Source organism: Myxococcus qinghaiensis, from assembly GCF_024198215.1.
GTDB classification, from domain to species: Bacteria; Myxococcota; Myxococcia; order Myxococcales; family Myxococcaceae; genus Myxococcus; species Myxococcus qinghaiensis.
Window position 1 is genome coordinate 506,739 of record NZ_JAKCFA010000003.1, and the last position, 19,688, is coordinate 526,426.

Genomic DNA, 19,688 nt, shown 5'->3' on the forward strand with positions numbered 1-19,688 from the left:
CGGCGGGGCGCGCGCTTCCAGGTTTCGTGACGGTGCGGCGGAACGCTCAGATTTCCGCCACGCCCTCGCGCTCGGCCCAGCCCTCCAGGCCGTTGGGCAGACGGATGCGCACGAAGCGCCCGGTCTCCTCCAGCAGCCGCACCTTGAGGCCCGCATGCACCTCGAAGATGGAGCGCGCGCTCGGCTGCGGCAGCTCCCGCGCCACCAGCGTGGGCGACAGCACCACCGCCTCATGCACCGTCTCGTCCACCCAAGCGTGCGCAGCCAGCAGCACGCCCGAGGGCACCGCCACGGCGAACAACAGCGCGGCCACCACCCCCACGCCCGTGCGACGGCCCGGCGTCAGCCACCGCCACACCAGCAGGAGCAGCAGCGCGCCCACCCAGGTGCCCAGGAAGGTCCACGCCACCACGCTGCCCTCGGTAGCCGCCGTCACACGCGGGAGGAACTCCTCCTCCGCCGTGGCGCCCACCACCTTGTCCACCTGACGCGCGCGCGCCACCGCCAGATTGGCCTCCAGGTCCGGCGCGCGGCCGCCCTGCTTCCGGGCCTGCTCCAGCGAGAGCACCGCCCGGCCCAGGTCTCCCCGCGCCAGGTGCGTGGTGCCCAGGTTGTAGAGGACGTCCGCGCCGCCATGGCCGTGCGAGAGGAGCTTCTCGTAGCCCGCTTGCGCCGCCGCGTAGTCCTCTCGCGCGTAGGCCTCGTTGGCTTTCAGGAAGACGTCCTGCGCCTCTTCCGGTGAGTAGTACTCGCTCACGCCCAGCCCTCCATGGCCGCGACCGCGGCATCCATCACCTTCTGTCGCGCGGCGGCATCACCCCCACCGCCATAGCGGCCCAAGTCACAGGCCTCCAGCACGTACAGCACCCGCGCGCGACGCTCCTGCGCCACGCCCGCCGCCGTCATGCGCTCACCAATCGCCTCGCGCGTGAGGCCAATCACCGGACCGCCCAGGCGCGCGCCCAGGAAGCCGTGCAGCGCCTTCTCCACCTCGGTGTAGAAGGCCCCCGCGTCCGCGCCGGCCCGCAGCTTCTCCGCCTCCGCCAGTCGCTTGCGCGCGGCCTTCGCCTGCTGGCGTCCCTTGTCCGCTTCGGTGCGCGTCGCCAGGCGGCCCCGCACGCCCCCCAGGAGCGCCGCGCCCGCCAGCAGCCCCAGCGGAGCCAGCACCAGCGGCACGAAGAAGCCGCGCTTCCACAGCGGCTCGGACGGCGCGACGAAGCGCGCTTGGTAGCGCACCGGCCGCAGCCCACCGGACGTCAGCACGTTCTTCTGCTCGTTGGCGGAGTCCGCCACGTGCGCGGACGTCGAGGGAGGTGGCGCCGTGCCGCCCGCCGCGGACTCCACCGTGACGGTGATGGGGTCCGTGCTCGCGACCTCGTATTTGCGCGTGCGCGCATCGAAGAAGGGAAACTCCAACCCCGGCAGCGTGAAGGTGCCCGTGCGCTGGGGCATCACCAGGTACTCCACCACGCGGCGGCCCTGCACCCGGTTGCGCTGCGGCGTCACCTTGTCCGTCGTCGTGGGGTCATAGATTTTCAGCGCGGCGGGGCCCGTGAGCTTCGGCGGGGTGACGTTCTTCACGTTGCCCGTGCCCTCCAGGATGACCTTCACCGTGACGGGCTGACCCAACTCCACGCGCGTCTGCGACACGTCCACCGACAGCCGCCACTGGCCCACGTTCGCGTTGGACATGCCCTGCGGCGCACCGGGAGGCAGCGGCGCCACCTTCACCTTGAGCCCGTTGGACACGCGGTGCACACGGTGTCCCGCGAAGAGGAAGCCCGTGGTGATGTCCGCCTCCGCCGGGGAGATGCTCAGCGTGCCCGACTTCACCGGGAAGAGCGCGCGGCGACGCAGCAGATAGGCGCGGTACGGCACGCCGTCGACGACCTTCTGCTCGCCCGACAACTGCGTGGGGCTCTCCACCTCCTCCGTCCAGAAGCCCTCCAGCTTGGGCATGGTGACGGCGTCCACGCTGGACAGGTCCACGCGCGAGTAGATGTAGAGCGACAGCGTCACCTGCTCGCCCACGAAGATTTCGTCCCGGTCCAGGCTCGAGCGCAGGAACAGGTCCGAGTCTCCTCGGGGAATGGTGGGCTCGTCCTCCGGCTCGTCCGCGAACGGGTCCGGCAGGCGCGAGGGCGTGTTGGAGAACGGGTCCGGCAGGCGCTGCCGCCCGGCTTGCGCGGGAGGCGGGCCCAGCCGCCCCGGCTTCACGTCGATGCGCACGGACTCCGTGCGGTGCGTCTTGCCCCCCGTCGTCATCTCCGACGGAGGAATCGTCAGCTTCCCCGCGCGATTGGCCCGCATCACCAGCACGTACTTGGTGACGTCCTGGATGTTGGCGGGACCTCCACCAGACCAGGAGACGGAGCGCTGCGTGCTGCGCGAGCTGTTGACGACCTCGAAGTCGTCCGATGACGGCAGCTTCACCTTGGCGTCGGCGGGTGCATCCACCGTCACCACCGTGAGCAGGAAGGTGTCCTCGCTGCCCACCTCCTCGCGGTTCACCGTCTGGTAGAACTCAAGGCCCGCCGCCCACGCCGGCGACGAGGCCAGCAGGGCCAGCCCGACGAGCACCGCCACGGGGCCGCTGCTACCAGTCCTTCTCATTGGCCTTCCTCTGCTTCTTCTTCTGCTGGAAACGCCAGAGCTGGAGATTCTTCTCGTTCTGCTTCATCGCATCCAGCAGGCGCTCCGCTTCCTGCCGGTCCAGCTCCGATGGACTCACTCCACCATCCGAGTGCGACTCGTCCGCGTCACCCTCCGACTCGCTGCCCCCATCCGTCCCGCCGTCCTTCGGGTCGCCCTCGCCGTCATCCTCACCGCCGTCGGCGCCACCGTCGCTGCCGCCATCACCCTTCTGCGGAGGACCCTCCTGCCCGCCGTCGCCACCATCCGCGCCGCCGTCCCCACCACCGTCCGCGCCGCCATCTCCCCCGCCATCCGCGCCACCGTCAGCGCCGCCATCGGCACCACCGTCCGAGCCACCATCCTCGCCACCGTCGGTGCCCCCGCCATCCACGGGGCTGCCGCCGTCCGCCTTGGTGCCACCGTCCTCGCCGCCGTCGGGTTTCCCGCCATCCGTGCCGGAGTCGCCACCCCCGTCCGAGCCGCCATCCGCCGAGTTGTCCTGCGGCGGAGGAAGGTTGCGCAGCACCACCTCGTAGTTGTGCCGGGCCTGCATGTCCTGCGGGTCCAGGGTCAGCGCGCGTCGGTAGGACTTCAGCGCCTCCACCCTGTCGCCCGTCGTCGCGGCCAGGTTGCCCAGGTTGTACCAGGCCTTCTGTCGCAGGTCGGGACGGTTGGACTCCGTCACACCGCGGAAGACCTCCTGCGCGTCCTTCACCCGGCCCAGCTTCGCCAGTGCATCGCCCCGGTTGAAGTCCACCGCCGGGTCATTGGGACGCTCCTTCTTCGCGTCCTCGAACGCCTTCAGCGCCTCCTCGTAGCGGCCCGCCAGGTACGCCTCGCGGCCCTGCTGCACCAACGGATGATCTCTCTCCAGCGGACCCGCGCCGAACGCCGACAGCGGCAGCACGAGACACGCCACGCACACCAGCACCCGCGCCCCGAGGTTCGTGCTCATGACGACCTCCCGCGCGTGGACGGCAGCAACATCATCCCCAGCGCGAGCAGCACCAGTCCGGGAATGGCGAAGGACTGGAAGCGCTCGTCGTAGCGGACCGTCACCCGACTCTCGAGCTCGCTCTTCTGCATCTGGTCGATGCGCTCCACCACCTGGCTCATCGCCACGCCGCGCGGCTGGAAGAAGAAGGCCCCGCCCGTGGCCTCCGCGATGGCCGTCAACCCCGCGCGGTCCAGGCGCGTAATCACCGTGTCGCCCGCCGAATCCTTCTTGTAGTCCGCGAACTCGCCGCGCCTGTCGTAGACGGGGATGGGCTCGCCGGACTCGGAGCCCACGCCCACCGCCAGCACCTGGACGCCCGCTTCCTTCAGCGCGTCGGTGGACTCGCCCACCTCGCCGACCAGGTCCTCGCCATCCGACAGCAGCACCACCACGCGCTCCTTCGAGCCGCGGTCCGCGTTCTCCAGCACCTGGCTTGCGAGTCGCAGCGCCGCGCCCACGTTGGTGCCGCCCTGGGGCATGACCTCCGGGTCCACCGCGCGCAGGAACAGCTTCACCGCCGAGTAGTCCGACGTCAGCGGCGACTGGATGAACGCATCCCCCGCGAAGACGACCAGGCCCACGCGGTCGCCCTTCAGCTCGTCCAGGAGCGTCGTCAGCTCCAGCTTGGCGCGCTCCAGCCGGCTGGGCTGCACGTCGCGCGCGAGCATGGACTTGGACGCATCCAGCGCCACCACCACGTCGATGCCGCGCCGCTTCGTCAGCTCGCTCTTGGTGCCACACTGCGGCTGCGCCAGCGCGAAGCCGAACAGCGCCAGCCCCAGGCCATACAGGCTCCCCTGCGTGGCCGGACGCCACACGGAGATGCCCGGCGTGAAGCGCTCGGCGTGCCGCTCATGCAGCACCGCGCGGACCCGCGAGCGGCGCCGCAACGACAGCGTCAGCGCGAGCAGCCCCAGCAACAGGCCCACCAGCACGAGGCCCAGGAACACGGGCTGGGCGATTCCCGCCTGATAGCCGAGCAGGGTGAAGCGCCAGGGTTCCACGGGCGTCACGGGAAGACCCTCAGGAAAGTGGCCCTCAGGAGAAGCTCCAGCGCGGCGAGACCAAAGGCGGCCAGGAGGAACGGATGGAACTCCTCACGGTACGTCGCGGACGCGCCACCCTCCATCAGCTTGGAGCGCTCCAGCGAGTCGAGCACCTTCTGGAGTCCCCGACGCAGTCCCTCGGGGTCGGTGGCGCGGTAGTACTCGCCGCCCGTGCGGTCCGCGATGTCCTGCATCAGCTCCGGGTTGATGGGAATCTCCGTCTCGCGCCACACGGTGTTGCCGAACAGGTCCGTCCCCTGCGGGAAGGGCACCTTGCCGCCCTTGCCCACGAGGATGGTGTAGATGGGCACATGGAGCGCCTGCGCCATGTTCGCGGAGTCCATGGGGGACAGCTTCCCCGCGTTGTTGTCGCCGTCCGTAATCAGCACCACGACGCGGCTCTTCGCCTCCGAGTTCCGCAGGCGGTTGAGCGACGTGGCGAGCGCATCACCAATGGCCGTGCCGTCCTCCAGCACGCGGGTGCGCAGCTGCTTGATGACTTCCTTCAGCACGCCGTAGTCCAGCGTCAGCGGCGCCTGCGTGTACGCCGCGCCCGCGAAGACGACCAGGCCGATGCGGTCGTTCACCCGGTTGGCGATGAACTCGCTGAGCACTTCCTTGGCGACGTGCAGGCGGTTCTGCGGCCGGAAGTCACCCGCCTCCATGGAGGTGGACAGGTCCAACGCCACCACGATGTCGATGCCCTCCACCGACAAGTCCCGCACGCGCGAGTCGCGCACCTGGGGCCGGGCGATGGCGAGCACCGCCGCCGCGACAGCCACCGCGCGCAAGAGCGGCAGGAGCGGCAGCATGTACGTGCGCAGGCCCTTGCCACTTCGGGCGAACACGTTCGCCGCGGAGAAGCGCAGGGGCGCGCGGTTGCGACGCTCCCGCCAGGCCTGCACCAGCAGGAGCGGCACGAGCAGCAGTCCCCAGAGCGCCTCGGGGTTATTGAACGCGGGGAGCGGCGGCATTGGCGGGAGCCTGAGGCGGCGGGGGCGGAACGTAGGTCTTGTCGATGAGTTCGTAGCCGAACAGCAGCGCGTCTCGGCAGCTCTCGGGCGAGGAGTCCGCCCGGGCGTACTTCACCATGTCCGACTCGGACACGAAGCGCATCAGCTTGTCCTCGGGGAGCCCGGGCGGCGACAGCTTGCGCAGCGAGGCCATCAGCTCCGTGCTGGTGCACTCCAGCGCCTCGAAGCCGTAGCGCTCGCCCAGGTAGCCTCGGAGGATTTCGGACAGGCGGAAGTAGTAGTCCTTCACGTGGCCGCGCCCCGGCAGGTTCTCCGCCTTGAGCGAGTCCAGCGCCTTGCGCGTGCGCACATCCAGCGGCAAGGGCGGCGGCAGATTCACATGCGTGGGGCGGTTCTTCCACCAGCGCCACAGCGCCCACGCCATGAGGCCCGCGGCGAGCACGCCCAGCAGCGTCAGCACCAGCCGCCACGAGCGGATGGGCACCTCTTGCGGCGGCTGGAAGTCGAACAGGTCCGCGCCCTTGCCCTCCGCGTCGGGAGGCAGCGTGGCGGCCACCTCCACCTGACGGCCCGGCAGCGAGTAGTGACGCGGCCCCTCCGGCGTGGCCACGTCGAACTCAAGCGGCGGCACCTGCACCGTGCCCAGCGCGAAGGCGGACAGGCGCACGGCGAACGTCGTGGTGGCCGAGTCCGCCCCGTCATGACGCTGGCGCGTCTGGTCCAGGAACTCGAAGTCGCCCGTCTCCTTGGGCACCGCCAGCTCGTAGCGGTGGTCCTTCGGATGCGTGAGCACCACGTGGTACGTGAATGGCTCGCCGATGCGGACCTGCTGCGGGTCCACGCGCACCGACACGTCCAGGGGCTGCGTCACCTCATGCGCGGGCGCACCGGGAGGAGTCGGCTGGGCCTGGGCCCCCGACGGAAGTGTCCCCAGGCACAGCAGCACCGCGAGCAGGGCCATCCACCGGCTCATGCCGCCATCCTCCGGGCCCGCGCGCGGAAGAACTGCGCGAGCGCCTTGCCGTGGTCATCTCCGGCGCGCAGCTCCACGTGGTCCAGCTCCAGCTTCTTGAAGAGCTTGCGGCGCTCATCGCGCGCGCCCTGCATCGCCCGGGCATAGCGGCCGCGCACGCCCGGGTCGCTCGTGTCCACGACGAAGCGCGCCCCCGTCTCGGGGTCCTCCATCTCCACCAGCCCCAGGCGCGGGAAGGCCTCCTCGAACGGGTCCTCCACCACTACGGGGACGAGGTCGTGCTTGCGCCCCACCAGCCGCAGCGGCTTCTCGTAGTCGCGCGCCTGGAAGTCGGAGACGAGGAAGGTGACGGCCTTCCGCTTCGCCACCTGCGTCAGGTACGTCAGGCCCGTGGACAGGTTGGTTCCCTTGCCCACCGGCTGGAAGGTGAGGATGTCGCTCACCAGGCGCAGCACGTGCGTGCGACCCTTGCGCGGCGGCACCACCTTCTCCACCCGGTCCGAGAAGAGGATGAGCCCCACCCGGTCGTTGTTCGCAATCGCGCTGAAGGCAATCTGCGCGGCGACCTCCGCGGCGATTTCCGACTTGGTGCGCTCGCGCGAGCCGAACTCCTTGGAGGCCGACACGTCGACCAGGAGCATCACCGTCAGCTCGCGCTCCTCGGTGAAGACCTTGACGTAGGCCTCATTCATGCGCGCGGTGACGTTCCAGTCGATGATGCGAATCTCATCCCCGGGCTGGTACTGCCGCACCTCGGAGAAGGCCATGCCTCGGCCCTTGAAGACCGAGTGGTACTGGCCCGCGAGCATGTCGGAGACCACCTTGCGGGTGCGAATCTCCAGCTTGCGGATGCGGCGGATGAGGTCCTTGGGCAGCACGGGGCGCTCGTCGGGCGGTCAGGGAACTTCGACGCGATCAAACACGCGCTGGATGATTTTCTCCGGAGTGAGGTCCTCGGCCTCCGCCTCGTACGTCATGGCGATGCGGTGGCGGAGCACGTCGAAGGCGATGGCCTTGACGTCCTCGGGCGTCACGAAGCCGCGGTGGCGCAGGAAGGCGTGCGCGCGCGCGGCCTGCGCCAGGGAGATGGTGGCGCGCGGAGAGGCGCCGAACTGGATGTAGTCCGCCAGGTCCTTGAGGCCGTACTTGCCGGGCTCGCGCGTGGCGAACACCACGTTGAGGATGTACTCCTTCACCTTCTCGTCCATGTAGATTTGGTGGACGAGCTCGCGGGCGCGGATGAGGTGCTCCACCGCGATGACCTTCTGCGCGCGCGGAGTCGTGCCACCGGACATGCGGTCCATGATGACCTTCTCTTCGTCGCGCGTGGGGTAGCCCACCTTCACCTTGAGCATGAAGCGGTCCACCTGCGCTTCGGGCAGCGGATAGGTGCCCTCCTGCTCGATGGGGTTCTGCGTGGCGAGGACGAGGAAGGGAGAGGGCAGCCCGAAGGTCTGGTCGCCAATCGTCACCTGTCGCTCGGCCATGGCCTCCAGCAGGGCGGACTGCACCTTGGCGGGGGCGCGGTTGATTTCGTCGGCGAGGACGATGTTGGCGAAGATGGGGCCCTTGCGGACGGTGAAGTTCGCCGCCTGCTGGTTGTAGATCATCGTGCCCACCACGTCGGCGGGCAGCAGGTCCGGGGTGAACTGGATGCGCATGAAGCTGGCGCTGAGGGCGTCCGCCACGGTGCGCACGGTGAGCGTCTTGGCGAGACCGGGCACGCCTTCCAGCAGCACGTGGCCATTGCACAAGAAGCCGATGAGGATGCGCTCCAGCATGTAGCGCTGGCCGACGATGACCTTGCCGGTTTCCTGGTTGAGGACCTCGACGAAGCTGCTTTCCTGCTGCACGCGTTCGTTTAGCGCGCGGATGTCCGTGTTCATGACGCCTCGGTAAGGACTGGCGGCGGGCAGCCTAGGGTTGACCGGGTATCGGGCTCAACACCGCAAAAGGCCGGGCATTCCAGTAAGTTCCGAGCCGGCCCCCCGGAGGGCTCCACCCCATGGCCCCCACTCCCCCCACCCTCTGTAGCACTCCGCGCCGCCTGGTGGGGACCCGGAGCCCCTCATGAAGGGCTCCCCCCTGGCGAAGTCCCCCACGGCGGGCCCGGTGGAGGCCAGCCTCCTGGCTCAGCTCTCCCCCGGGGTGAAGGCGACGGTGCACTGGGTGCCGGGAGGCGGCGCGCTGAGGGTGTTGGAGGGGGGACAGGGCCCCACGGTGGTGCTCCTCCATGGGCGCGGTGGGGCGGCCTCCACGTGGTTCGCTTACCTGACGGCCCTGGCGCGGGGACACCGGGTGCTGGCGGTGGACCTGCCCGGCTTCGGGATGTCGTCTCCTGGCGAGGGGCCCGTCCGCTCGGCCGAGGAGGGGGTGCGCTTCTTCACGGCCCCCGTGGAGGCGCTGCTGGAGCAGCTCGCCCCCGGGCCGGTGGCGGTGGTGGGTCACTCGCTGGGCGGGCTGGTGGGGCTGGAGCTGGCGCTGCGGGCTCGCGTGCCGGTGGAGCGGCTGGTGCTGGTGGACGGCATGGGGTTGGGTCCGGAGTTGGAGCGCAAGGCGCGCGTCTTCTTCCACGCGGGGCCGGAGCGACTCGCGCGCTCGCTGGGTCCCTGGGCCTGGGCGCGGATGATGCCTCCGGTGCCGACGCCCCTGGGACAGCGGCTCGGGGAGCTGGGGTACGAGCTGGTGTCTGCTCCGGGCGGGCGCGACGCGGCGACCCGGGCCTTCAATCGACTGGTGCCCCTGACGGGGCCTGTGTTCCACCACAGGGAGCGACTGGCGGAGGTGAAGGTGCCCGTGCTGCTCATCTGGGGTGAGCGTGAGGACGTCCTGCCCCTGTCGCTCGCCGAGGAGGCTGTGCGGCGGTTTCCTCGGGCCCGGTTGCTGCGCGTGGATGCGGCGCACAGTCCTCACCAGGAGCGTCCGGAGCGCGTGCTCCCGGAGCTGAAGGCGTTCCTGGAGGCGGAGGCGCCGTAGCGCGCGGACGGCTCAGGGGTCGAAGCGGATGACGCGCTCGATGCGGTAGGTGTCGGAGGACTCCAGCGGCTTCAGGAGCATCAGGTCCGCGCGCTGGCCCAGGGACAGGGACTGCTTCGCAGGGCGCGTGAGCCGGTACGTGTCCCCGGGCTTCGCGCCCTTGCCCGTCAGCGGCACGACGAAGAGTCCCTTGCCGTCCACGGTCTCAAGCGCTCCGAGGATGCGCAGGTCGCCCAGCTCCTCCACCTTGCCGACGTGCGCGAGCTGGAGCTTCTTGCCCTGCCCTCGCACAGCGCGACTGACGGCGATGCCCACGTCGCCCGTGAAGGGCTTGCCGTCCGCGCCGAACATGCCGACGCCCTTGAGCAGGAGGTGGACGAGGCCGGAGCTCTCGTTCTCGGGGATGGAGTCATAGCGGGCGACGTCGGCCTTTTCGGCCTGGCCACTCGCGAGGGCATCGAGGGCCGTGGCGAGCGCGACGAAGTTGAGGCGGACGAGGGGCTCGTCGGGCGGCAGGGACAGCCACGCGCCGGTCTCGATGAGGACGGTGGGCGTTCCCCAGAGCGTCATGTTGTCGCCGAAGGCACGCACCTCGAAGGAGTCGTCGTAGCGGCCCACCTGCCCTGGCGCGAGCGTCTCCACGGCGTCTCGAATCACCGCGCAGACCTTCTTCGCGAGGATGCGTCCGGGGTTGTCGCTCCGGGCGCGGTCGAAGGCGGGGGCGAGCAGGGAGATGGAGGCGGGACGACCGGTGTCACCCACGGCGTGACGCCAGCCCTGGTTGTGGAGGTTGAAGCCGACGGAGGGCTGGAGCTTGTCGCGCAGGGACTTGAGCGTGCGGGCCTCGGGCGTCTGGAGCGCGAGCGCATCCCGGTTGATGTCGATGCCCTGGGCGTTGCGACGCTGGAAGCGCTCGGCGCCGTCGGGGTTGAGCATGGGCACTGCGTGCAGGGTGAGGCTGGAAAGCAGTCGAGAGACCCAGGGTTCCTCGCGATGGGTGCGGAGGTACTCGAAGAGGTCCAGCAGCGCGGTGGTCGCGGTGGGCTCGTCGCCGTGCATCTGCGACCAGAGGAGGATGTGACGGGGGCCGGTGCCCAGGGTGACGTGGTAGAGCGCGCGGCCCTCCACCGAGTGTCCGGCGACCTCCAATTGGAAGAGGTCGGGAGCGCGGGCCTGGAGGGCCTTGAGGTGTTGCTCCACGTCGGGGTGCTGGACGAGTGGCGCTACTGGGAGCGCCTTTGAATGGACCTGTTCCCACTGCGCCGCGAGCGCCTGGGGTGTGGGAATGGTGACGGAGGGAGAGGAGGACATGGCGGGAGCGGCGGACTGCGCGGCGTGGACGGCGCCGGCGAGACTCCAGGTGGCGATGAGGCAGCAGCGGGCGACGAAGCGACTGTAGCGACTGCGTCCGACGTGGAGCATGGCGGTGTCCTTACCGTCGCGAGTCAATCAAGGAAGCGGCGCTCCCAGCGACGGATTTCTTCCGGGGTGAGGTTTCCCCAGGGACCTTCGTGCCTGTAGAGCCACGGTTCCAGCACGCGTGCCAGCTCACGGTAGTGTGGCAGTGTGTCTCCAGCCTCCAGGTCTCCAGCCTCGGGCCCCTCGCCGAGGGACACCATGACGCGAGTACCGTCAAGCTCCCGCATCATGGTCTTTTGTGACGTCAAGCAGTCACGAAGTCCTGAGCTCCCACCCAGCTCGTCCAGAAACTGCGAACCCAAGAATGTAAGCCAGGCCGGTCCACGAATCCGCTTGCCCAACCGGTCGGTGAGTTCATCCATTCCAGACAGACTGATGCCAGGGTAACGAGCCGCAGCGGCACGAACCAGTGGAGTGTTGCTCTGGAGCCATCCTCGCATCCGGAATGCGAGCCCGACCTCGCCTGAGTTGAATGGAAGCCCTTCCGCCAATTCCAGTGCCAGGGTGCGCACCCGCTCGGGTCCATGCGTCTCCAGAAACTCCGTGGGCAGCCAGAACTCCACCGCGGAAGTCGGTACGAGCCCCCAAGACCGTGCGAGCGGGTCCTCCAGTGACTTGCCCAGGTATGTGAATCCAAAAGCCAGCTCATCTCCTCGGCGACCTCTCAAATGAACGCGCGAGGAGTGGGGGCGCGCCAGCAACTCATCAACCCGCGCCCAGCCCTTTTCGTCGAGATAGTCCCATTCGCCCTCCTGGGTGTCGAACTCGTCCAACGCGTCCATTCCCACTGCGCGGCGATAGACGTCCAAGGCATGTCGGACCCGATTGGAAATCAGGACGTGTTCGCACGGGAGATAGAACGTGATGCTCACGCTGTCTCGCAGGACGATGAAGGCCTCGCCCTCGATGTCTTGATGCGCGCGGATTCGAGGAGAGCGTTTCATCGTGAAATCCCCCATGCCGGAGAGACACGAGCCGGCTTCATTTGCAGCATCAGCAGCTTCAAGTAGGCGTCCCCCTGGTCCTGCGTCGAGTGGGGACCGCCCCTCGGATAGGGGCTCCACAAAGGTTCGCTCTGACTCGCACAGGGAAACTTGAAGTCATAGGCCGTCTGCGCCTTCAGCGGGTCCCCTTGCGCGTGAATCACGACATCGGGAACCAAAGTGCCCGCGAGGAGATGGAACAGTCCATCCGTGAGCCAGCGCCGCACCTCGTCCGGGTCGAGCAGTCGCAGCCCCGTCCTCGCATCCGGGTAGTAACGAGGCTCCACGCTGAAGTTCTCCGGGAACCGCTCACCCAATCGCGCTCGGGCGCACTCCAGCGCGACCTCGTGCTTGGCGCTCCCCATTTCCATGGCCCACGTCACCACGTTGTTCCTGGCATCGCGCCGCGCCTCTTTCGCGCACCACTCCCGCGTCGGCCTCTTCCCTTCCCCCAACATCCGTTCATTCACCTCGAAGTTGGCCTGCCTCGCACAGTCCATGAGCACCGCCTCCACCTGGGCCAGTTCCGCCTCCTCCAGGAACCGGAGCGTCGCGACCACCGTCCGCGCCACCGAAGCAGCGCGCGACAGCCACGGCAACACTGCATCCTCTCCCACTTGCGTGTAACAAGCGGGATTTCGCAGACACGCGTTCGTCGCCGAGTCCACCGTCTGCTCGTAGCGACCTGACCGTGCGTGCCGTCCCGTGCCCGTCGTCGAGCACCCGGCCAACAGCACGCAGATGCACCACGTCACGGCTCGAAGCGCGGCACGTGAGACCTGGGACATGGACTCCGCTCCCTCTTGAACGGCACCACCCGACCTCGACTGCTCGCGACGCGGGCAACCTACCACGCCTGCTTGGGCTCCCCTTCGTCCGCGCGGCCCCCGCGTCGACCGCGTCTTGGCTACACTGCCCGGCCGTGCCGAAAGACCTGCTCGACCTCGATGCGACACCCGAGCGCCTCCGCGCGCTGACGGACGCCAGAGTCATCCCTCCATCCAACCTGGAGCGCGCGCTCTCCCTGTCCACCGCCTCGCCTCCCGCCGATGAGTGGCGCCGCTTCGTGTCGTCCACGCTCCTGGCACTCGGCTCGCTGCTGGTGCTCTCCGGCGTCATCTACTTCTTCGCGTACAACTGGGCCGCCCTGCACCGCTTCGGCAAGATGGGCCTCATCGCCGCCGCCATCGCCGGCACCGCGCTGGGCGCTCGCAAGCTCGGCGACAAGCTCGCCGGCCAGTTCTGCCTGCTCGCCTCCGCCGTCCTCGTCGGCGCGCTGCTCGCCGTCTACGGACAGGCCTATCAGACGGGTGCGGACCCGTATGAGCTGTTCGTCGGCTGGGCCGTCCTCATCCTCCCGTGGGTCGCCATGTCGCGCTTCCCACCCCTGTGGCTGCTGCTCGCAGTCCTCGCCAACACCGGCCTCATCCTCTTCCAACAACAGGTCCTCGGAGACTCGGACCGGCTCATCACCTGGCTCGCGGTGGCCTTGGGTCTCCTCAACGGCTTCGCCTGGGCCACCTACGAACACTTCGCCAACCTTCGCATCCCCTGGCTCCAGGACCGGTGGATGCCTCGCGTGCTCGCGGTGATGACCATCGCCCCGCTCCTCGCCGCCGCGGAGGCCTTCATCCTCATCCCCTCCGAAGTCGGCCCCGGCGCCGTCGTCGCCCTCCTCCTGTTGTTCGCGACCTTCGCCGCCGACTACGCACTCCACCGCTACCTTCGCGGCGAGCTGTTCCTGCTCACCCTCGGTGTGCTGTGCCTGATGACGCTCGTCACCACCGCCGTCGGCCGCATCCTCATCTCCGACATGCATGCCGACGAGCTCACCCTCTTCATCCTTCCCTTCGTCGTCATCGGTCAGGTCGCGCTCGCCGTCGGCTGGCTGCGCGCCGAGGCCCGCGCCACCGGCGCCTCCGAGGAGTCCTGACATGTCCCTGCGTCCCTCCCTCCGAGACGTCCTCCAAGGACTCCAACGCGAAGGTCAGCTCGACGAACACGCCGAGGCCCGCGCGCTCGCCACCCTGGAAGTCCACCAGCGCACCAGCACCGCCACCCCCTGGTTCGTCAAAGCCCTCGCGGGCTTCGGCGCATGGATTGCCGCCGGCTTCCTGCTGAGCTTCTTCGGCTGCACCGGCCTCTACAAGGAAGAGGCCGCCTTCCTCGTCCTCGGCGTCCTGCTCGGCGTCGGCGCCACCTTCCTCCGACGCTCGGGCCAGGGCGCGTTCCTCGAACAGCTCGCCCTCGCGCTCGCCCTGGCCGGCGTGGGCCTCATCACCACCGGCGTCGCCATGCTGGCCCGCGACGAGAGCATCCCCGCCATCGCCCACTTCATCGTCTGCGCGGCGCTGCTCTTCACCTTCCCCGACCCCATCCTGCGCTTCCTCGCCACGCTCAACATGGGCGGCGCGGCGCTGTTCCTCCTCTGGGACGGACTGGGCGGCGTGGGCCTGGACGTGGGCATCCTCGCGTGCGCGGCGCTCATGCACGGCCTCTTCCTCTTCCAGTCACGCCTGACGGCCGGCCCTCGCGGCGACCTCGTCGGCCCCGTCGGCTTCGCGCTCGCGAGCGGAATCCCGCTGGTGCTGCTCGCGCGAGGCATCCCCGACGTCGTCGGCACCTGGTTCTTCGAGCGCGCGGCCCTGCCCCTCCCCGCCCTCACCCTGGGCCTCACCGCCATCACCTTCTTCACCGCGTGGAGCGTCATGAAGGAGCTGAAGCTGGACCCCGCGGGCGGAGCGGGCGCCGCCGTCTTCGCCGCGCTCACCGTGACGGCCCTGCTCACCCCTCACACGCCCGCCGTCATCACCGCCGTGGGCCTGCTGACGCTCGGCTTCCACCGCCGCAGCAACATCCTGCTCGGCATCGCCATCGCGTTCCTGCTCGCCTCGGGCGGCTGGTACTACTACGACCTGGGGCTCACCCTGCTGGCCAAGGCCATCGCGCTGGCGGGCAGCGGCCTCGTCTTCCTCGCGCTCCGCCAGGCCCTCTCGCGGCGTCCCCCCACGGCCCCCACGACGACGGCGGAGGCACACTGATGCGCTCGAAGCTCTTCTTCCTCGGACTCGCGCTCGCGCTCCTCGTTCCGTTGGGTCTCGTCGCCCAGAAGGAGCACATCCTCGCCACCGGGCAGACGGTGCTGCTGGAGCTGGCCCCCAGGGACCCGCGCTCGCTGATGCAGGGCGACTACATGGTGCTCGACTACGCCGTCAGCCGCGCCCTCAACGCCGACGGCCCCAGCGGCCCCAGCTCCGGCCTGCTCGTGCTCAACCTGGATGAACACGGCGTCGGCCGCTTCGTGCGCATCGACAGCCCCGACCAGCCCCTCACTCCCGGCGAGTTCAAGCTGCGCTATCGCCGACGCGACGGCAGGACACGACTGGGCGCCGAGTCCTTCTTCTTCCAGGAAGGCCACGCGGACCGCTACGCCCGGGCGCGCTACGGCGAGCTGCGCGCCGCCGCCAACGGCTCCAGCGTCCTCGTCGGACTCAGGGACGAGCAACGCCAGCCGCTCGGCGCCGGGCCCGACACGGTAGCGGCACCCACCGACGACACGGCACCGTCTCCCACCGACATGGAAATGGTGCCCACCGACCTGGAAGCGGCTCCCACCGAAATTGAAGCGGCGCCCGCCAACGACACGCCACCGTCTCCCACCGACACGCCGTAACCCCACCGGAACCTCCCGGGATTGACTCCCGTCCGGGTTTCGCGCATCATCTTGTTGATTTCGATAATCAAAATCAAAATCAAGGAGACACGGGATGCTCGGTCAGGGATGCGGCAAGAGGGTGCTCGCGCGGGGGCCATGCGCCGAGGTGACGCGCTGCACCTGTGGTCACATCCATCTGGCCCTGGGGCCGGTGACGATTCGGGTGGAGGAGGAAGTGCTGCGCGCCATTGGCCTGACGATGGCGGAGGCGCTACAGAACCTGGATGAGCCCGAGCGCAGGCACGCCGAGGAGTCCGACTCCGAGTCCGCGCCGTCACTGCTCGGCGGGTGGAAGCAGTGAGCGCCACCGGCACCCTGCGGGTGTCTCGGACGGAGCAGTCCGCGCGCGTGCGGCGCTTGAACGAGAGCGAGGCGGAGGCGCTCGCCCCGGATGCGCCCCGCGTGACGGCGGCGCCCCTGTCCGTGTTGCTCGCGGAAGGCACGGCGCGGGCCCACGAGCAGGCCGAGCGCTCCGTCTTCACGCAGGCCCTCTTCGTGGACACCTGGGACGGCATCTACGGCCAGTTCGTCCAGGCCCAGCACTACGTCAGCTACCTGCGCCAGCTCCACCTGCTCTACTCGACGTACGAGAGCGTGCTGCCGCGCGTGGCGCGCACCGCGCTGACGCCCGTGTTGCTGATGCCGGAGCTGCGCCGGGCCACCGCGCTGGAGGCGGACCTGGCCTACTTCTGCGGCGAGACGCGCACGGAGACCTTCGCGTGCGTGGAGACGCGCCTTCACGCGGAGCGGCTGCGCGAGGTGGCGGAGGACGCGCCGCACCTGCTCGTGGCCCATGTCTATGCGCGGTGCGTGCTGGACTTCTTCGCGGCGCCGGAGCGCGCGCGCGTCATCGCCCGGGCCTTCGAGCTGGAGGACTCGCGCGGCACCCTGTTCCACGGCGCGGCCACGCCCGGGGAGCTGACGGAGTTTCGCGTGCGGCTCCACTCCCGCATCGACGGGCTGGAGCTGGAGGAGGACGAGGCGCGCGAAATCATCCAGGAGGCGCGCATGGCCTTCCGGCTCCAGGCGCTCGTGTGTGACGAGCTGGCGCGGGGCGCGACGGGCATCGCGCCTGCTCCGAGCGGCGGCTACCGGGGCGGATTCAGCGTGTCCCAGTAGCTGTGCAGGCCCCGCAAGTGGCTGCCTCCGTCCACGAAGAGGCTCTCTCCCGTCACCCAGGAGGACTCCTCGGAGCACAGGAAGGCGACGGCGCGGGCCACGTCCTCGGGCATCCCATGGGCGCGGCCCAGGGGGGTGCGAGCGAGCAGCTCGCGGCGCACCGACGGCTCCTCGATGAAGGCGGCGGCCACGGGCGTGAGGGTGGCGCCCGGCGCGACGACGTTGACGCGGATGCCATGGCGCCCCAGCTCCACGGCGGCTGACCGCGACAACTGAGCCAGTGCGGCCTTGGAGGCGGAGTAGTGGGCGAACCCCTCCGTCACCACCTCCTGGCAGACGGAGGAGATGTTCACCACCGCGCCAGGCCGCTTCTCGGCGATGAGCGCGCGGGCGAACGTCTTCATCATCAGGAAGGGGCCCTTGAGGTTCACCGCGAGCACGCGGTCCAGCTCCTCCTCGGGCAGGTCCACGAGCAGCGTCAGGGAGAGCGAGCCCGCGTTGTTCACCAGGATGCCGGGCAGCCCCAGTTGCGAAGTGGCGAACGCGTGGGCGCGCGCGACGTCCTCCGCCCGACACACGTCGCCGGCGAAGGGCACGGCGCGAGCACGCCCCTCCGCCTCGCGATTGAGACGCTCGGCGGCATCCGCCACCTTCGTCTCCGTTCGTCCGAAAACCAGCACGCTGGTGCCCTCGCGCATGAGGCGCGAGGCGACACCCAGACCGATTCCCTGCGCGCCACCGGTGACGATGGCGCTGTTCGAGAGGAGCTTCACGGTTCACCCCCGGGCATCGTGAACCCGGAAGCTAGCAACGGCTCCTCTCGACGAGGATTGTACCGCGGGCCACTGGCCGGACTCAGGCCGCCTCGTCCTCGGAGAGCAGGTCCGCGAAGGGCGAGCTTTCCTCACCGAGCGCCTTGTAGAGCGCCTCCACCTTCTCCAGCTCGCGCTTGAGCGCCTTGTGGTGGTTGCGGTTCTTCACCAGGCTCTCGCGGCCGAGCAGCTTGAAGCCGTCGTCACGGCCCACCTGACGGATGGCCATGCCCAGCACCAGGCCGCGGAACGCGTCCGCGAGGTCCAGGTCCAACGGCGCGTTGCGACGACGTGCCTCCGCGACGAACGCCTGCGCGGCGGCCCGCAGCGCCTCCGGCAACGGCTTGCTCCCCGGTGCCTGCTCGTAGTCGAGCGCCCGCGCGACGTGCTTCTCGTGGAGCACCAGCTCTCCACCGGAGACGGCGTGCTCCACCATGGCCAGCGTGTAGGCGCGGCGGACGATGTTGTCGAGCTGCCGCAGGTTGCCCGGCCACGAGCTGCCCACGAGCAGCCGCTCCGCGTCCTGCGTCACCCGCGCGTTGCCCTCGGGTGAGCGCTCGCGGTGGCGGCGGTTCACCATGTACTGGGCCCAGAGCGGAATCTCGTCCTGGCGCTCCTGCAGGGCCGGCATGCGCACCGGCAACACGTTGACGCGGTAGTAGAGGTCCTCGCGGAAGCGGCCCGCGCGCACCTCGGCGTGCAGGTCCGCGTTGGTGCCGATGATGAAGCGCACGTCCGCCTGTCGCTCACCGGTGCCCTCGCCCAGCGGCCGGTAGCTGCGCGACTCCAAGAGGTGCAGCAGGCCCGCTTGCGCCTTCAGCGACAGCTTGTCGATTTCGTCGATGAACAGCGTGCCGCCATCCGCGCGCGCCACGCTGCCGGGGGCGTCCCTCACCGCGCCGGTGAAGGCGCCCTTCTTCCAGCCGAAGAGCTCCGCCATCTGGAGGTCCTCGGGCACCGTCACCAGGTCCAACGTCTCGAAGGGCTTGGCGCGGCGGTTGGAGCGCTCGTGGCACCAGCGCGCCAGCCGCGACTTGCCCGCGCCCGTCGCGCCGCTGATGAGGATGGTCTCATCCTGCAACGCGAAGACGCGCAGGATGGGCAACAGCTCCGCCATGGAGCGGCCCACCACGGGCAGATACTCGTCGACCTCCGGCGTGGCCACGGGCCGCTGCGGCAGGCCCGCGAGGTACGGCGAGGCCACGTCCGCGAGCAACTGGAGCTGCTCGCCGACGTCGCGCCAGACGAACTCCTGGCCCATCGCGGCCAGACAGTCGGCCTCCAGGGAGATCATCCCCTCGATGCTGCCGCCCGGCGTGCGCAGCGGCAGCACACAGACGTGCGTCGCATGGCGCCCCAGGAAGCGCTGGCGGCTCTCGTTGCTGTGGAAGCCCGCCAGTCCCGGGTCACCCGTCACGGGCGCGTCCGGTGCGTGCGGCTGCACCGTGCCCACGTTGACGTCGATGGACACCGCGCAGCGGTGCTCGACGACAGCGCGCCACGCCGTGGCCGAGGTGAAGAACGGGGTCCCCACACTCGCATCCGTAATCTCAGTGGCTCCCACATCCAGCGCGGCGAGGCGACGATAGGCCTCACCGGGGCGCAAATGGACGATTCCTCGGAGCACTCGGGCGCGGGCTGCGTACCGACTGGACGCAACAGCGTCCTGGGCAACGGCCAACATGCGCTTCAGGGTGGTGGCCGCGGCCGTCTCGAAATCCTTCGCCCCCCGCAGCGCGCTCATGAGCTGCGGCATCTCCTCGTGCATCCACTCGCCTCCGTCCGGTGCCATCCGAGAGTACCCGCCAAGGGCCGCTTCGGAAGGAGGCAGTGTAGCGGAGATGAAGAACGCGGAAGGAGCGGCCCCTCCTTCCGCGTTCCCGAACTCGCTGACGGCTGGGCGCCCGGTTGCTCGCGGCGCCACGCGAATGCACCATGCGTGACTCATGCCAACACCCTGTTCCATGTCTTTTCAGGGGGTTGACGTGGAAGGGGGGCGCTGGAGGCCCGAAAGCGCGTCCAAGTGGAACGCAGCTGCGT

The 19,688-nt window shown here is 69.5% G+C and carries 19 protein-coding genes; 6 read left to right on the forward strand and 13 right to left on the reverse strand.

The window, feature by feature from the left end; translation table 11 throughout:
• Positions 1-46: 46 nt before the first annotated feature.
• From LZ199_RS07155 to LZ199_RS07190, 8 genes are read right to left on the reverse strand one after another with little or no spacing between them, the layout of a single operon-like run.
• The gene (locus LZ199_RS07155; RefSeq protein WP_253992888.1) at positions 47-757 is read right to left on the reverse strand and encodes an SH3 domain-containing protein; all 711 of its coding nucleotides are present in this window, start codon (positions 755-757) and stop codon (positions 47-49) included.
• Entirely contained in the window at positions 754-2,613 is a 1,860-nt protein-coding gene (locus tag LZ199_RS07160; RefSeq protein WP_253992889.1) for a BatD family protein, read from the reverse strand. The genes LZ199_RS07155 and LZ199_RS07160 overlap by 4 nt, the downstream gene beginning before the upstream one ends.
• A complete protein-coding gene (locus tag LZ199_RS07165; protein ID WP_253992890.1) occupies positions 2,597-3,589 on the reverse strand; it encodes a tetratricopeptide repeat protein in 993 nt (330 codons plus the stop codon). The genes LZ199_RS07160 and LZ199_RS07165 overlap by 17 nt, the downstream gene beginning before the upstream one ends.
• Positions 3,586-4,644, reverse strand: a complete 1,059-nt coding sequence (locus LZ199_RS07170) for a VWA domain-containing protein (RefSeq protein ID WP_253992891.1) — start codon at positions 4,642-4,644, stop codon at positions 3,586-3,588. Before LZ199_RS07170 ends, LZ199_RS07165 begins: the two co-directional genes overlap by 4 nt.
• Positions 4,641-5,651: a vWA domain-containing protein gene (locus LZ199_RS07175; RefSeq protein WP_253992892.1), complete on the reverse strand. Its 1,011-nt coding sequence runs from the start codon at positions 5,649-5,651 to the stop codon at positions 4,641-4,643. The genes LZ199_RS07170 and LZ199_RS07175 overlap by 4 nt, the downstream gene beginning before the upstream one ends.
• A complete protein-coding gene (locus LZ199_RS07180) occupies positions 5,626-6,624 on the reverse strand; it encodes a BatD family protein (protein WP_253992893.1) in 999 nt (332 codons plus the stop codon). Before LZ199_RS07180 ends, LZ199_RS07175 begins: the two co-directional genes overlap by 26 nt.
• Positions 6,621-7,502: a DUF58 domain-containing protein gene (locus LZ199_RS07185; protein WP_163865272.1), complete on the reverse strand. Its 882-nt coding sequence runs from the start codon at positions 7,500-7,502 to the stop codon at positions 6,621-6,623. The genes LZ199_RS07180 and LZ199_RS07185 overlap by 4 nt, the downstream gene beginning before the upstream one ends.
• Before the next feature lie 18 nt (positions 7,503-7,520).
• Positions 7,521-8,510 carry an AAA family ATPase gene (locus LZ199_RS07190; RefSeq protein WP_141648836.1) on the reverse strand — a complete coding sequence of 330 codons (990 nt, stop codon included), beginning with the start codon at positions 8,508-8,510 and terminating at the stop codon, positions 7,521-7,523.
• Positions 8,511-8,694: 184 nt separating this feature from the next.
• Between LZ199_RS07190 and LZ199_RS07195 the strand changes: the two genes are divergently transcribed.
• Complete coding sequence (locus tag LZ199_RS07195) at positions 8,695-9,600, forward strand: alpha/beta fold hydrolase (RefSeq protein WP_253992894.1); 906 nt, start codon at positions 8,695-8,697, stop codon at positions 9,598-9,600.
• Positions 9,601-9,612: 12 nt separating this feature from the next.
• On the opposite strand, the gene LZ199_RS07200 is transcribed toward LZ199_RS07195, so the two are convergent.
• Genes LZ199_RS07200 through LZ199_RS07210 form a run of 3 tightly spaced genes read right to left on the reverse strand, consistent with a single transcriptional unit; the run spans position 9,613 to position 12,790 of the window.
• Complete coding sequence (locus tag LZ199_RS07200; RefSeq protein WP_253992895.1) at positions 9,613-11,022, reverse strand: M14 family metallopeptidase; 1,410 nt, start codon at positions 11,020-11,022, stop codon at positions 9,613-9,615.
• A gap of 23 nt (positions 11,023-11,045) precedes the next feature.
• Complete coding sequence (locus tag LZ199_RS07205) at positions 11,046-11,963, reverse strand: type VI immunity family protein (protein WP_253992896.1); 918 nt, start codon at positions 11,961-11,963, stop codon at positions 11,046-11,048.
• The gene (locus LZ199_RS07210) at positions 11,960-12,790 is read right to left on the reverse strand and encodes a hypothetical protein (protein ID WP_253992897.1); all 831 of its coding nucleotides are present in this window, start codon (positions 12,788-12,790) and stop codon (positions 11,960-11,962) included. Before LZ199_RS07210 ends, LZ199_RS07205 begins: the two co-directional genes overlap by 4 nt.
• A gap of 134 nt (positions 12,791-12,924) precedes the next feature.
• Between LZ199_RS07210 and LZ199_RS07215 the strand changes: the two genes are divergently transcribed.
• The 5 genes from LZ199_RS07215 to LZ199_RS07235 all read left to right on the forward strand — a co-directional run bounded on the left by LZ199_RS07215 (position 12,925) and on the right by LZ199_RS07235 (position 16,836).
• On the forward strand, positions 12,925-13,935 hold the full coding sequence (locus LZ199_RS07215; protein ID WP_253992898.1) for a DUF2157 domain-containing protein: 1,011 nt from the start codon (positions 12,925-12,927) through the stop codon (positions 13,933-13,935).
• A gap of 1 nt (position 13,936) precedes the next feature.
• Positions 13,937-15,043 (forward strand): DUF4401 domain-containing protein, encoded by a 1,107-nt coding sequence (locus tag LZ199_RS07220; RefSeq protein WP_253992899.1) that lies wholly within the window; start codon positions 13,937-13,939, stop codon positions 15,041-15,043.
• The gene (locus tag LZ199_RS07225; protein WP_253992900.1) at positions 15,043-15,675 is read left to right on the forward strand and encodes a GDYXXLXY domain-containing protein; all 633 of its coding nucleotides are present in this window, start codon (positions 15,043-15,045) and stop codon (positions 15,673-15,675) included. The genes LZ199_RS07220 and LZ199_RS07225 overlap by 1 nt, the downstream gene beginning before the upstream one ends.
• 94 nt (positions 15,676-15,769) lie before the next feature.
• On the forward strand, positions 15,770-16,018 hold the full coding sequence (locus LZ199_RS07230; RefSeq protein ID WP_253992901.1) for a hypothetical protein: 249 nt from the start codon (positions 15,770-15,772) through the stop codon (positions 16,016-16,018).
• A complete protein-coding gene (locus tag LZ199_RS07235) occupies positions 16,015-16,836 on the forward strand; it encodes a biliverdin-producing heme oxygenase (RefSeq protein ID WP_253992902.1) in 822 nt (273 codons plus the stop codon). The genes LZ199_RS07230 and LZ199_RS07235 overlap by 4 nt, the downstream gene beginning before the upstream one ends.
• On the opposite strand, the gene LZ199_RS07240 is transcribed toward LZ199_RS07235, so the two are convergent.
• Entirely contained in the window at positions 16,806-17,609 is an 804-nt protein-coding gene (locus tag LZ199_RS07240; protein ID WP_253992903.1) for an SDR family NAD(P)-dependent oxidoreductase, read from the reverse strand. The two genes, LZ199_RS07235 and LZ199_RS07240, sit on opposite strands and share 31 nt — an antisense overlap.
• A gap of 82 nt (positions 17,610-17,691) precedes the next feature.
• On the reverse strand, positions 17,692-19,440 hold the full coding sequence (locus LZ199_RS07245) for a sigma-54-dependent transcriptional regulator (RefSeq protein ID WP_323389308.1): 1,749 nt from the start codon (positions 19,438-19,440) through the stop codon (positions 17,692-17,694).
• Positions 19,441-19,688 lie beyond the last annotated feature (248 nt).

What these genes read in the sequence shown, in the direction of transcription:
- LZ199_RS07160 (WP_253992889.1), bottom strand. Translation starts at nt 2,613, where the DNA reads ATGAGAAGGACTGGTAGCAGCGGCCCCGTGGCGGTGCTCGTCGGGCTG.
- LZ199_RS07165 (WP_253992890.1), bottom strand. Translation starts at nt 3,589, where the DNA reads ATGAGCACGAACCTCGGGGCGCGGGTGCTGGTGTGCGTGGCGTGTCTC.
- LZ199_RS07175 (WP_253992892.1), bottom strand. Translation starts at nt 5,651, where the DNA reads ATGCCGCCGCTCCCCGCGTTCAATAACCCCGAGGCGCTCTGGGGACTG.
- LZ199_RS07180 (WP_253992893.1), bottom strand. Translation starts at nt 6,624, where the DNA reads ATGAGCCGGTGGATGGCCCTGCTCGCGGTGCTGCTGTGCCTGGGGACA.
- LZ199_RS07190 (WP_141648836.1), bottom strand. Translation starts at nt 8,510, where the DNA reads ATGAACACGGACATCCGCGCGCTAAACGAACGCGTGCAGCAGGAAAGC.
- LZ199_RS07195 (WP_253992894.1), top strand. Translation starts at nt 8,695, where the DNA reads ATGAAGGGCTCCCCCCTGGCGAAGTCCCCCACGGCGGGCCCGGTGGAG.
- LZ199_RS07200 (WP_253992895.1), bottom strand. Translation starts at nt 11,022, where the DNA reads ATGCTCCACGTCGGACGCAGTCGCTACAGTCGCTTCGTCGCCCGCTGC.
- LZ199_RS07205 (WP_253992896.1), bottom strand. Translation starts at nt 11,963, where the DNA reads ATGAAACGCTCTCCTCGAATCCGCGCGCATCAAGACATCGAGGGCGAG.
- LZ199_RS07210 (WP_253992897.1), bottom strand. Translation starts at nt 12,790, where the DNA reads ATGTCCCAGGTCTCACGTGCCGCGCTTCGAGCCGTGACGTGGTGCATC.
- LZ199_RS07220 (WP_253992899.1), top strand. Translation starts at nt 13,937, where the DNA reads ATGTCCCTGCGTCCCTCCCTCCGAGACGTCCTCCAAGGACTCCAACGC.
- LZ199_RS07225 (WP_253992900.1), top strand. Translation starts at nt 15,043, where the DNA reads ATGCGCTCGAAGCTCTTCTTCCTCGGACTCGCGCTCGCGCTCCTCGTT.
- LZ199_RS07230 (WP_253992901.1), top strand. Translation starts at nt 15,770, where the DNA reads ATGCTCGGTCAGGGATGCGGCAAGAGGGTGCTCGCGCGGGGGCCATGC.
- LZ199_RS07245 (WP_323389308.1), bottom strand. Translation starts at nt 19,440, where the DNA reads ATGGCACCGGACGGAGGCGAGTGGATGCACGAGGAGATGCCGCAGCTC.